This window comes from Chryseobacterium sp. JM1, from assembly GCF_000737715.1.
In the GTDB taxonomy this organism is placed as follows: domain Bacteria; phylum Bacteroidota; class Bacteroidia; order Flavobacteriales; family Weeksellaceae; genus Chryseobacterium.
In genome coordinates this window covers 15,555-30,272 of sequence record NZ_JPRN01000021.1, presented here as the reverse complement: position 1 = coordinate 30,272, position 14,718 = coordinate 15,555, and the positions used below count along the sequence as shown (strand labels likewise).

The following is a 14,718-nucleotide window of genomic DNA, read 5'->3' as shown; positions in this document are numbered from 1 at the left end:
CTGCCCCTCAACCTCTCCTCCCCATAGCCCAAAATTCAATTCTTTTTCCTAATTTTCGGGTAAACTTTTGATTATGAAAAATCTGCTTTTACTGCATGGTGCATTGGGACACTCTGATATTTTTAAACCTTATGAAAAGGAGTTGTCAAAGCATTTCAATATCCATACGTTTTTATTTTCAGGACACGGAAGTACAGAGTTATCTGAAAACGGTATTAGCATTGAAAAATATACTGAGGAGATAAGGGATTATTTGGTAAAGGAAAACTTAGAAGACGTCTGTATTTTCGGACACAGTATGGGAGGTTATGCTGCACTTAACTGTAGTCTTAGATATCCTGAAAGAATTAATTCCATCATGACTTTGGGTACAAAATTCAACTGGACCGAGGAGCAGGCTTTAAAGGAAAGTAAAATGCTTGATCCGGAAGCTATTCTTTTAAAAGTTCCGAAATATGCCGAACAGCTGGAAAATCAGCATGGCGCCAGATGGAAGCAATTACTGCCAGCCATTGCTCAGATGATGGTTTCACTTGGTAAAAATCCCCCTCTGAATGAAAGCAGTCTGTGGGCTATCCATATTCCTGTCCAGATTATGACCGGAGATAAGGATAATATGGTGAGTATTGAGGAAAGCATCCGTGCTTACCGAAGTATCCCGAATGCAAAATTGGCCATACTCCCGGATACAAAACATCCTATGGAAAAAGTACGGCCTAATTTATTATCTGATCTGATGAAAGATTTCTGGAATCTCTCCTAATATTTATCGTTGTAGTTTTTCGCCGTAGCTTAAATCTCCGGCATCACCAAGTCCTGGTGTGATATATCCTTTTGAAGTCAATCCTTCATCAATAGCTCCTACCCAAATTTTTGCATCAGGATAAGCTTTTTCGATGGTTTCTACTCCCTGTCTTGAAGCAATTGCGGCTACAATATGCAGCTGGGTCGGCGTTCCGTTTGTCAAAAGGTCTTTGATGGCCTCAATTAATGAAGCTCCTGTTGCCAACATGGGGTCAGCTACAATTAATGGTCTTCCTTCAATGTTGGGACAAGTAAGATAATCCTGTTTGATAGAAAAATAATCGTTGGCATCGTGCTTTCTGTAGGCAGCAACGAAACCACAGTCTGCTCTGTCCAGGTAGCTCAAAATTCCCTCAAACAAAGGAACTCCTGCTCTCAAAATAGTGGTAATCACCGGCTGAACAGCTATTTCCTGAACTTTGATCTTATCTAATGGGGTTTGAATCTCTACTTCTTTGTATTCTAATCCTTTACTGATCTCAAACGCTGCAATTTCACCTATACGTTCCATATTTCTACGGAATCTCATTCTGTCATGCTGGATGTCTATATTCCTAAGCTCATTGATCCAGGAGTTTATTAAAGAAAACTGTTTTGACAATACAATTGTATTCATTATTCTGAAAAAACTTTTTATTAAAAATATTAAATTTAATATGAATAAAATCCCTCTTAGAAAAATCTAAAAGGGATTATTTTTTATTTCTGTCTGAAATACACTTCAATAGGAACTCCGGTAAACCCGAATTGCTTTCTCAGTTGGTTTTCAGTAAATCTTTTGTAAGGTTCTTTTACATATTGCGGAAGGTTGCAGAAAAATACAAACTGTGGTGACGGCGTTGGAAGCTGTACACAATATTTAATTTTAATATACTTTCCTTTGTTAGCCGGTGGCGGAGTCTGCTCAAAAATAGGAAGCATCACTTCGTTTAATTTTGAAGTTTTGATCTTTTTCTTACGGTCTTCGTATACAACCATTGCCATTTCCACGGCTTTCAAGATTCTCTGCTTCGTTAATGCTGAAACAAAAAGAATTGGAATATCACTGAACTGACCGATCTTCTCCTTAATTGAATTTTCAAAATCTCTAACGGTATTGGTTTGCTTATCCTCAATAAGATCCCACTTATTCACAACGATCACAATTCCTTTTCTGTTCTTTTGTGCCAAACCGAAAATATTCATATCCTGAGATTCCCAGCCAAGCGTTGCATCCACCATAATGATCACAACATCTGAAAATTCAATAGAACGAATAGATCTCATTACCGAATAAAATTCCAAATCCTCATTTACTTTAGATTTCCTTCTCATTCCGGCAGTATCAACTAAAACAAATTCGTGTCCGAATTTATTATAAAGAGTCTGAATACTGTCTCTTGTAGTACCTGCAACATCAGTTACGATGTTTCTTTCTACATCAAGCAAAGCATTCGTTAAAGTGGATTTACCAACATTGGGACGACCTGCGATCGTAATTTTTGGTAAGCCCTCGAAAGGATCTTTATAATCTGTTGTAGGAAAATCTTTAACGATATCATCTAAGACTTCTCCTGTTCCGGAACCTGTAGCAGAAGACAAAGTGTAATATTTTTCAATTCCTAACTGATAGAATTCAGTAGCATTTATTTCCTCTTTGGCAGAATCTACTTTATTGATAACGATATAAACGGGTTTATTTGCTCTTCTCAGAAGTTCATAAATTTCGTAATCGGTATCAGTAAGGCCTTCCTCTACATTCATCATAAAAATGATAGATGTAGCTTCATCTATTGCCAGCTGAACCTGTTTACGAATCTCTTCTTCAAAAATATCATCCGTTCCTACATCATATCCGCCTGTATCTATAACTGTAAAATCTACTCCGTTCCAGTCTGACTTCCCGTAATGACGGTCTCTGGTAACACCAGCCGTAGAATCTACGATGGCTTCTCTTCTTTCTAGTAAACGGTTAAAAAGTGTGGATTTTCCTACGTTGGGACGCCCAACGATTGCGACAATATTTGACATAAAAATGTTTAATAAATGAAATTATTAATGGGTATCTCCAACTTTTGGAGCCCAATTTTTTGCAAAGATAAGATTTTATTATTTAGCCGTTGAAAATTGGTCTCTATAAATTGTTTACAAAACAAAATTATTCATCAATCTATTTTATTAAAAATCATACAATTACAGACAGACACAGTGTTTTCAGTTGTTAATCCGTCAAAAAATATTTTTTTCAATCAAATATTTTTTATAATTTCGCGCCACCAAAATAAAGAGACCCATGGTGTAACGGTAGCACTCTGGTTTTTGGTACCATCAGTTGGGGTTCGAATCCCTGTGGGTCTACTTAGCAAAGCAATCTTCTGAATATCAGTTGATTGCTTTTTTATTTTGGTCATGTGGTCAAGATTTTAGTCTCCCTTTTTGTAAAAGAGCATCTCATTTAACTTATTTGAATCTGATTGTATTTCAGCAAAGAAAATAATAACCGTCTCACTTTGATTCAAATAATAAAATGATTGGCTTTACCTATTTAAAGTAGAACCAATCATTTTCCAATTATAGATATTAAGTGTAATTACTGTTTAGTAAAAATCAAATCTTTTGTTTCAGGAAGATAAATGTTGATATCTGTTCCAGGAGGGCACTTGCTATCATCAAGAATAATATCATTAGGTTTATATTCCCACGAAAGCTGTGTGGAATTTATTTTTTTCATAATTATTTTACCCCATCCGACACCACAATTAGTTCCGCTATAGCTCATTATAACAGAATTTTGATAAGGTCTTGTGCCAATACTATACAATTCGATATTAGGGATATTATTATTTTTTGTATCCTGTAAAATTGCACCCGTTGAGTTTTTAACAATGTATTTTATTACTAAAGCATCTCTATAAAAATTCTTTTGTAATCTTTTCGTCAGTTTATCTTCTTCTTTAGTTATATATAAGGTAATTTCTTTCCCCTGAAAATTAGCTCTATAAATTCCTATATATGGAGTAAGTTCATTATTAGTATCTTTTAAATGGGCATTGAGAGGAATATCTGTCATACTTGTATTCAATGGTAGTACTTGCGCTTTACAAGATAAAAAACTTATAAAAAAGCTAAAAAGTATAATTGTTTTAATATTTATTATTTTCATATTTTATTATTTACGAACAAGTTGTTGAAATTGGTTGATTACTGCTGTTTAATCCTATGATTTTAACTGTGCCATCACTTTCAATTCTTTGTAGATTAACTTTACCTTCCAACTCCATATTCTTTAATGTTTCAAAAAAAAGTTTTTCCACTCCTAGATTATTAATTGACCCATCACCATTCATGTAAGTCATTCCATTTTTTGCTTCATCTGTTAAATCAGACTCCAATTCTATGTAATCATTCTTATAATTATTTATGTCCTCCTGTGAAAAAGTTTTTACAGCATCCTCATAAGTTCCATTAAACCAAATAACATAATGCATGCCATTCGGTGCTACCATACCCACATAAGCATTATTGACATTTGCAGGATTGGAAGTTGGTTGTGCTCTTGCAAAGCCTAAAAGCTGGTCAATATCATTTGGTGATAACATAGGTATTCCCGTTGGAGTATGATTGTGGTAACCACCAGAATAGCCTGTTTTATCTCCAAAATTTACACTATGGGCACCTCCGTGTATTACATTTGAAGGCGTTCCGTCTGCTTTAATTTTATAACCATCCTCTCCTCCTTGTGTAGATTTTGTTTTTAAATTATCTATTGCTGGTTTGGATATAGCATTGTTAATAACTTTCTTTGTTTGCTCACATGGATTTGCAGGTGTATTGGGTCCATTTTCAGGCCCATTTCCTTCACCGCCACCAGTTCCTCCAGGACCTTCAGGATTGAGACAGTTGTCATAAGGCTGACATCCTCCAGGAGGAGGTCCTCCATTCCAAATTCCTCCTGGAAGAGTACCTCCTGTTCCAGGCATAGTGATAACGACCTCTCCTGTATCACAAGGGGATCCGTCAGAACTGCAATTACCATTTCCTTTAGCTGCAATTCTTTGTTTTAGCGTATTTTTAAGATAGGCTTCTCCAAACATTTCCAACATTTTACTATAGTTCTCTGCTTCTGTAGACAATTTTAAAAACTCCACCTGAGTACCATTCTCCTTGAGTATGGCAATAATAATTCCATCAACCTTCCGGTTTTTAATTAATGGGAAAAGTGTGAATTTTTCATTGGTATTTGTAGTAAAATCCTGAGAACGGATATTGAGTTCTACATATTCATCTGCCATTTCTGATGAATTTTTAAATGCCTTTCTTAATGCTTTCGCAGTGTGTTGGACATTGTTGATTTCATCATAGCGTTCCAATAATGTTTTGAAACCTTTCGCATAATTGACAGTTTCCTTCTCCTGAGCAGTAAATACTCTAAACTTAGAGGGTTGCTGTTCTTCACTACTGTTAAGAAGGTCCTCTGAACGGCAGGAAATCAAAGAAACGACCAAAGCAGCATTGAAAATAAGCTTGATCGATAAATTTTCTTCATTAAGTATTTGTAATTTTTGGTTGCTAATTTATAAATAATCTTTAATTCACTATATGGGGTTTTTCCCATAGTTTGATCTAATCTTTTTTCTTTTATCAAGATAAATTATTGATACGCCATAACTTGTCGCACTATAAATAGTTTGTGAACTATTAGCCTATTCTTTACTAAAGTTCTTTTTCAACCTATCTATAATAAGCTTTAGAGCATAGAGAAGGTAATAGGTGCAGCCAGTGTATAGAATGGTAATTGATAATAACGTTGAATAAATCTCTATGCTATCCCAAATGCTGTACTCTTTGTATGTGAATGTTGGCACGCATAAAAACTGTTCCCATTTTTTGATACTGGAAATTCTGTCCTTTTACACGCGCTATATTAAATACCACTTCCAAAGCGTATCATTATAAAATACTTTTTTAAGTTCTTTAAAAATCAAAAGGTATATTTTGATAATGAAGCCTTCCTGATTTGATTGTATTGAATTTAGCACCCGTCTTTTGAGACTGTGCCATTTTAATTCCCATACACCATACTCAGTTCATAATAAACATATAACAAATAAAATAACCGCTTTTAAAAAGCGGTTATTTTTTCTTTTCATCAATTGTGTTTTTTTTAAAACCCTCTAGAATTTTTTTAAGCTTCCCAACCCTTCATAAAAAATTCTATCGGGCTATCATATTTTTCAGTACCCAATAAACGATCAGAACAAAAAGAGCCAGATAAAACATAAACTCAAACTTTTTCAGCATCTTGGTCAGCCTGTAAGTTTTATTAATTCTTTTTAATTCATCATCTGTATAATTTCTCACTGTATTACTTTTTATGGGAAAACTGATCTAATTGATGACACAAATATATATCATGACTTACTAAAATCATTTGTTCAAAGCGTTACTTTTTGTTAACTATATTTTAATTTAACATTAAGTAATTGTTAATTATTAATTTACAACAAATTGAAAATCAAAATATTAAAATCGAAATAAAGACATTCCATAAAACTCTTCCAAAACAACAAAATAAAATCATCAAACGGAAAGAAATTTTATTCTGATTATTCAAAGCATGATCAAAACACGAAACTAAAATGCGGTAACTTTAAGAATAGTTTTAAAATGTGTTTAAATACTTTTCAAAAATGTGTTCAGTGCTGACTCTTTTCCAATATTCATTTTATTCTTTATTTTGGTCTTATAAACCCTCGCACTTCCATCCGTAATATTTTCCAGTAACGAAATTTCTTTAGAAGAAAAATCCAGTTTATAATACACACAGAACTTCAGTTCATTATTAGTAAGTGAAGGAAATCTTTCAGAAAGTTTCTGAATAAACTGTTTATTTTCCCTGGAACTCTCATTGATCAAATCGTAATTCTTTTTATCAATCTGGATCAGGTTATTGATTTTCAAAAAAAGATCAGTGATTGTTTGCTCGGCATCTATATTTTTTGATTTTTTGATTTTTCTTATATTTTCCAGAAAAGTCTTTTCTGTTTCTATTTTCAGGTTAAGATTCAAATGCAGATTGGTGATCTTTTCCTCCTGCCGTTTCAGGTCCTGTTCCAGAATTTTTTTATTCTTCATGAGAATAATTTTCTCCTTTTCAGCCAGTTCTTTTTCTTTTTTGTTCGTGTTTCGAATAGTATAAATGGTAATTCCGAAAATAACAATCACAATACACACCGTTATAAGCATAATTCTGTTTTTTACTTTTTGATCATTGATTCTGTACTGATGCTTTTGATCAATAATTCTGATGATAAAACTGTTAAGCATATCCGAGATATAAGTAAGCTTTTGAGTGGAATTTTCATCATTCTTATCATGCAGAGAAATCAATTCGTGACATAAAGATTTTACAGACTGAGGGTCATTCATCTTTAGAGAATATGACTGAGCCATTTCATCAATTATAATTTTGTCCGGTATAGCCTGAATTTTTGATTTAATAGATCTTCCATATTCCACAATTTTTTTCATCTTATCATTTTGGCCGGTATCATTATAAAGTTTAAATAGTTTTTTAAGATTATTGACCGATTCACCATGAAAATTTCCTCCCTTTTTATAGAAGTTAAATTCCTCAAGAAGTAAACGTTCTGCTTCTGCATAATTTTTTGTTTTGTAATAATAAAACCCCATACTCCCTTTCATCTTTTCTAAAAAGGAGATTTCATTTAAATTCATTCTTTTTTCCCGTTCCAAAACTTCAATCGCTTCCCTGGTTTCCTTTATAGCAAGATCAGTACGTCCCATTTTTTCATAAGACAGGGCAAAATTATTATGCATAGAAGAAATATAGATCAGATTATTTCTCTTTTTATCTAAATTCTGAAGTGCCTTTTTAAAGTAGATTAAGGCCTGGGAATATTTTTTTTCATTAAAAAACAGTCTTCCTTTAAGATGATAGAGATGAGGCAGGTAAAATTTATTTCCGGATTTTTCATCAAGTTTAATGGCATCATTAAGGAACTGCATGGAAAGCTTAGGTGATTTATGCTCAAACTGATGAGCCAGATTAAAATTGCATGCAATAGTAATATAATCATATTCATTATTGTTGAGAATCAATAACTCATATACAATTGGAATCTGACTTAACCCATATTCATCATTCCTGTCTTCAGAATCATCAAAATCATAAAACAATTCTATATATTTACTGCTAATCTGATACTTACGATCATGTGTCCTTACATATTTTGTCTGTTCTCTGGCTTTAAGTTCTTTAATTTTTTGAGGCTGGTGAACAATTTTGGACACATCTTCGTTTATACGGTTAAAATAATTGTTAGCTTCTTCTTTTTTAGAGGAATGACATGAAATAACAAACACAAAAAACAGCAAAACGGTTAAAATCTTAATAATCTTATCTTTCATCAATGCATTTTTTCAACATTATTATTAACAACACAATGAAAATATGTGAAATCAGAGGGCTTGAATTCAATATATTCCCCTGTTGTGTATTAAAATTATAATTTCTGTCTCAAAAACAAAGCCGAAGTAAGCCTTTCTTATGGATGCATCAATACACACCAATAGTTAACATTAATTAATCAAAATACTATTAATAACCAGTCTATTACGAAATAATAATTAACTTTTTATTTCAAAAAAATGAATATTAGATAACAATTAGTTAACATTAATCCTGAATAGAGAGCAAGTTGAACCCATTATAACCGTTCCGTGAAAGAAAAATAACCGGAAAAAAATTTAAAAGTATAAATTTTCAAAATCACTAAACTGTTATTTTATTAGATATTAAACAAATCCCCCCGGCCATTCTGGCCGGGGGGATGGTTTATGTTATTTTTTAGCCGGTTTATTTGAGATCAAATCGGTCTAAATTCATTATTTTGGTCCATGCTCCTGAAAAATCTTTTATAAATTTTTCCTGTGCATCGCTGCTTCCGTACACTTCTGAAATCGCTCTCAATTCAGAATTGGAACCGAAAACAAGATCTGCACGGGTAGCCGTCCATTTCGGCTGTCCCGTTGAGCGGTCAGTTCCCATATACACTTCATTGCTTTCTGAAATGGATTTCCATTGCGTATTCATATCCAAAAGATTAACAAAGAAATCATTTGTAAGTAAACCGGGACGGTTGGTGAATACACCATGTTTGGATCCGTCAAAATTCGCATCTAAAGCACGCATTCCACCGATAAGTACAGTAAGTTCCGGAGATGTAAGAGTTAAAAGCTGTGCCTTATCAATCAGCAGAGACTCTGTAGATACACTGAATGTTTTTTTCTGATAATTACGGAATCCATCAGCTGCAGGTTCCATATAATTCATGGATTCAACATCGGTCTGTTCCTGTGAAGCATCCATTCTTCCTGGTGTGAAAGCTACTTTAATATCATGTCCGGCATCTTTCGCTGCTCTTTCCACTGCTGCAGTTCCTCCCAAAACAATCATATCGGCAATGGATATTTTCTTTCCACCACCTTGAGCATCATTAAATTCTTTCTGAATTCCTTCTAATCCATTCAATACTTTTTGAAGCTTAGCAGGATTGTTGACCGCCCAGTCTTTTTGAGGAGCGAGTCTGATCCTTGCCCCGTTGGCACCACCCCGTTTGTCACTACCTCTGAATGTAGAGGCAGAAGCCCAGGCTGTGGATACCAATTCAGAAACTGTCAGTCCTGAATTTAATATTTTATTCTTTAATGCATCAATATCTGCATCATTCACCAATTCATGGTTCACTTCAGGAATAGGATCCTGCCAGATCAGTTCTTCCTGTGGAACATCAGGACCTAAATATCTTGCTTTAGGACCCATATCTCTGTGGGTAAGTTTAAACCAGGCTCTTGAGAAAGCATCGGCAAATGCATCCGGGTTTTCGTAGAAATGTCTTGATATTTTTTCATACTCAGGATCCAGTCTCAGCGAAAGATCCGTGGTAAGCATAGTAGGTCTGTGTTTTTTATTGGGGTCAAATGCGTCAGGAATGATCTCTGCACCATTTTTAGCAACCCACTGATGAGCTCCGGCAGGGCTTTTGGTAAGCTCCCATTCGTTTTCGAATAAATTTTTAAAGAAGTAATTACTCCACTCGGTTGGCGTTTCAGTCCAGGTTACTTCCAAACCACTGGAAATGGCATCCGTTCCTTTTCCTGACTTATAATTACTGCTCCATCCCAGTCCCTGAAGTTCAATTCCTGCAGCTTCCGGTTCTTTTCCTACATTATCCGCAGGGCCGGCACCATGTGTTTTTCCGAAGGTATGTCCACCGGCAATCAGTGCCACTGTTTCTTCATCATTCATCGCCATACGTCCGAAGGTATCTCTGATATCTTTAGCCGCTGCAATAGGATCAGGGTTTCCGTCCGGTCCTTCAGGATTTACATAAATAAGTCCCATCTGTACGGCCGCAAGCGGTTTTTCAAGATCTCTGGAGTGAATATCACCATCTGCATCATCATCGGTAGGAAGCACACCATGTTGCTCAGCGACTCCTTCTGATCCGTGTGCATAACGTAAGTCACCACCCAGCCAGGTTTTCTCAGAACCCCAATAAATATCCATATCCGGTTCCCAAACATCTTCACGCCCACCTGCAAAACCGAATGTTTTAAAGCCCATAGATTCAAGAGCGATATTTCCGGTAAGGATTAAAAGATCTGCCCAGGAAATTTTCTTTCCATATTTTTGTTTGATAGGCCATAATAGTCTTCTGGCTTTGTCTAAACTTACATTATCCGGCCAGCTGTTCAAAGGGGCAAAACGCTGCTGTCCCGCACCGGCTCCTCCTCTACCATCTCCTACACGGTAAGTTCCGGCACTGTGCCAGGCCATACGGATAAACAGAGGACCATAATGCCCAAAATCGGCAGGCCACCAGTCCTGAGAATCTGTCATTAAAGCATGAAGATCTCTTTTTACGGCTTCAAGATCAAGGGTTTTAAATTCTTCAGCATAATCAAAGTCTTTATCCATAGGATCTGAAAGTGACGAGTGCTGGCGCAGAATATCTACTCTCAGCTGCTCGGGCCACCAGTCAAGATTTTTGGTTCCTCCACCGGCTACGGCTTCTTTTTTCATTGTTCCGTTGTGAAACGGGCATTTACTGATGTCATTTAAATCATTTTCCATTGTCGTTTAATATTTTTTATGTTGATTAATACAGTTTATTCTTAAAGACCTGACAAATCTACAAAGCTTACTTTATAAATACAATCTATTAATTTTAATTTAAACAATAGTTAAAAACTATAACAAATTCAGTTTTACAAATTCTCCGGGTACATGATAACAAAAGACATAATAATGCAATTAAGTTAATCAAAATTCAAGAACATCTGTATAAAAAGCAAGAGCAAACAGGCATATTTAGAATGATTCAAATGAAACTCATCCCAGTTCATACCAATTATCATTAACAATCACTAAATTTGAGTGTTAAGCATTTTTGAAATCAGAAATATATGATCTAAAACTGTATAAAACAGTGAATTTTTTAAATGAATATAAGAATATAATACCTGCTCAATGAGCATACACCAATTGACCCCATTCATTGATTTTAAAAACTACTTATGGCAACAGAAAATATGGATTATAAGGATAAAGGATTCTTAACATCTGATACATTTATGCAGCTGGCATTCCATTATATTAATGAAGAATTAAAAAAAGCTGAATATATCTTTACAAAGAAAGAACAGCTTCAGGAATATCACAGGATGGTAATCAATGGTGAGATGGGAGGTTGGTTTGCTTTCCTTTGGGATTCCTATATATCAGACTCTTCGGAAGAACAGACCATGATTCAAATTCTTCAAAACGTAAAAAATAGGATTCAAAATAAAGGAAGCTACATTACAACAGCAGAACTGCAGTCAATTCCTACTAAAGACGAAGATTTTAAGATGTTCTACAACAAACCTTTTCCCACAGAAGATCTCAGCAAAATAATAAGTGCCCTTATAAAAATGTTAGAAGGAACCCGGGATTTAACGAACTACGATATGCATATTAATTATTATTATTCGTGACTTATAGCAATACCACATTGTTCATAGAAACAGCAAAACTCATCAGATAGAAGAATATAAAGATGGAATCTTAGCTAAAATTTCATTATTTTTATACTATAAACAAGAATTCGATATGAAAAAAATAGTGGTTATCCTTCTCGTAGCATTTATCATCATTCAGTTTTTTCCCATCGATAAAACCAATCCACCTCCTACTCCGGGAATGGATTTCCTGAAGATTAAAAACACGCCGGAACCTATTGCAAAGATCATCAGCACCTCCTGCTACGACTGCCATTCCAACGAAACCCAATATCCATGGTACGCAAGTATTTCACCGGCTTCATGGTTCGTTAAAAATCATATAGATGAAGGCAGAAAGCATCTTAATTTCTCTACCTTTGCAGTGTATGAACCCAAACAACAGGCTCATAAACTGGAAGAATGTATAGAGATGGTCGGGAAAGAAGAAATGCCACTGGAATCTTACTATGTAGGACATCAGGATGCTAAACTGACCCCTGAACAGCGTAAAGAACTCGTGAAATATTTCAAAAAAGTAAAAGAAGATACCGAAAGAAAAATGGCATTCTAAATATCAACATCATGCGAGAGAACTGGCAACATCAACATATTGTATTTTTTGACGGCGAATGTGGCGTCTGTAATTTTTGGGTGCAATGGGTTCTCGAACGGGATAAGCATGACCGGTTTATGTTTGCGTCTTTACAGTCTGATTTCGGGCAGAAATTCCTGAATGAAAGAGGTCTGGAATCAAAAGTATTCAACACACTGTATCTCTGGAAGCCCGGACAGTATTACTATACGAAATCACGGGCGGTTTTACAGATTGCTAATGTTTTGGGTGGGGTTTATAAGCTGTCGGCTGTTGGGAAACTTGTCCCTGCGTTTTTAAGTGATCAGGTGTATGATCTTGTTTCGAGAAACAGAATGAAACTTGCCAATCAGAAGTGTTTTCTTCCGGACAGGGAACAAAAGAAGAAGTTTATTGAGGTTTGAGGTTTTAAATTTAACCACGGATTTTCATAGATGATTGCGGATTCTGATAAAGGTAATGCATATAGTGATTTAAAAATTTCACGCAGATTAATCAGATGATGCAGATTTTACTTTTGCTAATCTGCTCTATCCGTATAATCTGCGAGAGATCCTAAATTGCCCAAACCCATTCCTATTGAATATTTTTTTAGTATAAATAAAAAAAGCAAGGATAAATTACCCTTGCTTTTGTTTTTACATCATTAAAAATTTTATTGATTCAATGACCATATTGAATAGCTGTTCGGTGGACACTGGATTTTTACCCATTTATCACCCTGTGTCGTTGGGTACCAGCTTGAATGACCAGTAAAGTCTTTCATTTGCTGACTGCTCCAGTTGGTTTCTACCCATCTTTCCTGCCAGCTTGTCGAGTTATTGATATAGACTACGAGTCCTGGGTTTCCGTTGTAGCCGTTACGCCTTGCGATATATTCGTCGTTATCCGTGTAGAGGATTGAAGTAGTTCCGGTAGCTTTGTTGTTGTGGATCCAGATCAGATTGTTCAGTCTTTCTTTATTAAGCCATTCTTCATAATCGCGGTAAAAAATGGTAGGATATCCTTCATGAGTAAGAATGTAGGCATAGGCCGGCATTTTATTGTTAATGATATCGGTATCATGATTAGCTACGAAAGTCACGGCTTTGTAAGGATTTCTTTTCCACATCATGTCGTCATTCAGGACATTTAAATTGCCGTTGTCGAAAGCTTCATCCATCTTATAGTAAGCTGCAAAATCGAAAACGGAGCTGTTGGCATTATTGGCCCACCATTCTAAGGTATTCACATTGGAGTCCCACAATTCGCCTACGGAAAACCCGCCCACATTGCTATTCCAGGAGTTGACTACCCAAGGGCCAAAACCTTTCACATAATCAAATCTCCAGCCGTCGAATTTCATGACATTTTTATAGTATTTTCCCACAGAGTCATCTCTTCCCCAAAGCCAGTCCTGTACATAAGGATTTGCATGACACAGATCGGGAAAGCCTCCGAAAGCACCTTCGTCATTATTCCCGTAAGAATTTTTATAAAAGTCATTGTAGCTTCTCGGAAATTTTCCTGAAGCAATTCCTGAGAAATCAGTCCATGTATTCGTTCCGGTGAAAGGATTTGCCTGAGACTGCCCGCCACTGTTGTGATTGATGACAATATCTGCGTAAACCTGCATATTTTCGGCGTGAGCTTTTGTAATTAAAGCTTCCAGCTCTGTCCGGGATCCAAAACGGGTTTCTGTGCTTCCATTCTGGTTGAAATTCCCGAAATCATAATAATCGGTAGGATCGTATCCCATTGAATAGGCTCCGTTCTGAGCTTTTGATGCGGGAGGAAGCCATACTGCCCCGATTCCTGAATCTGACCAGGCCGTCAGTTTGTCTTTTACGACATTCCACCAGGTTCCGCCTTCGGGAACATCCCAGTAAAAGCCCTGCATCAGCACTCCACCTCCGGGACCGGATACAAATTTTCCGGCTACAGATCCGCTTCCGGTACTGAATGGGCGGCCGTCATGGGTAGTAACGTTTACGGTCTTCGTATGAGACTCTGATTTTCGGAGATTGTCATTGTCGTTTTCATCATTGTTCTGGCAAGCATTAAAAATTTTTAAAACCAGCATCGAAACGAGAAAATGTGTTTTTTTCATTCTAGTATTTTAATTATTAACCTATTAACTAAATTACAATTTTATTAAAACAAATTCTATAAAATGTGAAATATTTTCATTTTCACCGAAAGATCTCCGCAAAAGACTGCATAAAATTTTCATTAAAAAATCATAAACTTTTAATATTTTCAAAACAATTTTTCTTTTAATCCATATATTTGCATAT

General features: G+C 35.5%; 12 protein-coding genes and 1 tRNA gene. 5 read left to right on the top strand and 8 right to left on the bottom strand.

What is annotated here, in order from left to right:
• The first annotated feature begins 73 nt into the window (after window positions 1-73).
• Window positions 74-763, top strand: coding sequence for an alpha/beta fold hydrolase (locus IW22_RS22060; RefSeq protein ID WP_034731390.1), 690 nt, complete (start codon window positions 74-76; stop codon window positions 761-763).
• Between the two features lie 3 nt (window positions 764-766).
• Here IW22_RS22060 and upp read toward each other — a convergent pair whose 3' ends face one another.
• On the bottom strand, window positions 767-1,420 hold the full coding sequence (gene upp / locus IW22_RS22055) for a uracil phosphoribosyltransferase (RefSeq protein ID WP_034731387.1): 654 nt from the start codon (window positions 1,418-1,420) through the stop codon (window positions 767-769).
• 83 nt (window positions 1,421-1,503) lie between these two features.
• Window positions 1,504-2,814: a ribosome biogenesis GTPase Der gene (gene der / locus IW22_RS22050; protein WP_034731385.1), complete on the bottom strand. Its 1,311-nt coding sequence runs from the start codon at window positions 2,812-2,814 to the stop codon at window positions 1,504-1,506.
• 256 nt (window positions 2,815-3,070) lie between these two features.
• Here der and IW22_RS22045 point away from each other — a divergent pair.
• A tRNA-Gln gene (locus IW22_RS22045) sits at window positions 3,071-3,141 on the top strand.
• A 232-nt stretch (window positions 3,142-3,373) separates the two neighbouring features.
• Here IW22_RS22045 and IW22_RS22040 read toward each other — a convergent pair.
• From IW22_RS22040 to katG, 5 genes are all read right to left on the bottom strand, one after another.
• Entirely contained in the window at window positions 3,374-3,946 is a 573-nt protein-coding gene (locus IW22_RS22040) for a DUF6705 family protein (RefSeq protein ID WP_034731382.1), read from the bottom strand.
• Window positions 3,947-3,956: 10 nt separating this feature from the next.
• On the bottom strand, window positions 3,957-5,288 hold the full coding sequence (locus tag IW22_RS22035) for a hypothetical protein (protein WP_131401779.1): 1,332 nt from the start codon (window positions 5,286-5,288) through the stop codon (window positions 3,957-3,959).
• A gap of 709 nt (window positions 5,289-5,997) precedes the next feature.
• Window positions 5,998-6,144: a hypothetical protein gene (locus IW22_RS24515; RefSeq protein ID WP_165571918.1), complete on the bottom strand. Its 147-nt coding sequence runs from the start codon at window positions 6,142-6,144 to the stop codon at window positions 5,998-6,000.
• 312 nt (window positions 6,145-6,456) lie between these two features.
• Window positions 6,457-8,214, bottom strand: a complete 1,758-nt coding sequence (locus IW22_RS22030; protein WP_034731373.1) for a hypothetical protein — start codon at window positions 8,212-8,214, stop codon at window positions 6,457-6,459.
• Window positions 8,215-8,662: 448 nt separating this feature from the next.
• The gene (gene katG / locus IW22_RS22025; RefSeq protein ID WP_034731371.1) at window positions 8,663-10,942 is read right to left on the bottom strand and encodes a catalase/peroxidase HPI; all 2,280 of its coding nucleotides are present in this window, start codon (window positions 10,940-10,942) and stop codon (window positions 8,663-8,665) included.
• 443 nt (window positions 10,943-11,385) lie between these two features.
• Between katG and IW22_RS22020 the strand changes: the two genes are divergently transcribed.
• The 3 genes from IW22_RS22020 to IW22_RS22010 all read left to right on the top strand — a co-directional run bounded on the left by IW22_RS22020 (window position 11,386) and on the right by IW22_RS22010 (window position 12,846).
• The gene (locus IW22_RS22020; protein WP_034731369.1) at window positions 11,386-11,844 is read left to right on the top strand and encodes a hypothetical protein; all 459 of its coding nucleotides are present in this window, start codon (window positions 11,386-11,388) and stop codon (window positions 11,842-11,844) included.
• Window positions 11,845-11,959: 115 nt separating this feature from the next.
• Complete coding sequence (locus IW22_RS22015; RefSeq protein ID WP_034731367.1) at window positions 11,960-12,421, top strand: heme-binding domain-containing protein; 462 nt, start codon at window positions 11,960-11,962, stop codon at window positions 12,419-12,421.
• A gap of 11 nt (window positions 12,422-12,432) precedes the next feature.
• Window positions 12,433-12,846 carry a thiol-disulfide oxidoreductase DCC family protein gene (locus IW22_RS22010; protein ID WP_034731366.1) on the top strand — a complete coding sequence of 138 codons (414 nt, stop codon included), beginning with the start codon at window positions 12,433-12,435 and terminating at the stop codon, window positions 12,844-12,846.
• Between the two features lie 251 nt (window positions 12,847-13,097).
• Here the strand turns inward: IW22_RS22010 and IW22_RS22005 are convergent, their stop codons facing one another.
• The gene (locus tag IW22_RS22005) at window positions 13,098-14,531 is read right to left on the bottom strand and encodes an alpha-amylase (RefSeq protein WP_034731365.1); all 1,434 of its coding nucleotides are present in this window, start codon (window positions 14,529-14,531) and stop codon (window positions 13,098-13,100) included.
• Between the last annotated feature and the right edge of the window lie 187 nt (window positions 14,532-14,718).

Coding starts and splice junctions, on each gene's coding strand:
- IW22_RS22060 (WP_034731390.1), top strand. CDS start 74: ATGAAAAATCTGCTTTTACTGCATGGTGCATTGGGACACTCTGATATT.
- upp (WP_034731387.1), bottom strand. CDS start 1,420: ATGAATACAATTGTATTGTCAAAACAGTTTTCTTTAATAAACTCCTGG.
- der (WP_034731385.1), bottom strand. CDS start 2,814: ATGTCAAATATTGTCGCAATCGTTGGGCGTCCCAACGTAGGAAAATCC.
- IW22_RS22040 (WP_034731382.1), bottom strand. CDS start 3,946: ATGAAAATAATAAATATTAAAACAATTATACTTTTTAGCTTTTTTATA.
- IW22_RS22030 (WP_034731373.1), bottom strand. CDS start 8,214: ATGAAAGATAAGATTATTAAGATTTTAACCGTTTTGCTGTTTTTTGTG.
- katG (WP_034731371.1), bottom strand. CDS start 10,942: ATGGAAAATGATTTAAATGACATCAGTAAATGCCCGTTTCACAACGGA.
- IW22_RS22020 (WP_034731369.1), top strand. CDS start 11,386: ATGGCAACAGAAAATATGGATTATAAGGATAAAGGATTCTTAACATCT.
- IW22_RS22015 (WP_034731367.1), top strand. CDS start 11,960: ATGAAAAAAATAGTGGTTATCCTTCTCGTAGCATTTATCATCATTCAG.
- IW22_RS22010 (WP_034731366.1), top strand. CDS start 12,433: ATGCGAGAGAACTGGCAACATCAACATATTGTATTTTTTGACGGCGAA.
- IW22_RS22005 (WP_034731365.1), bottom strand. CDS start 14,531: ATGAAAAAAACACATTTTCTCGTTTCGATGCTGGTTTTAAAAATTTTT.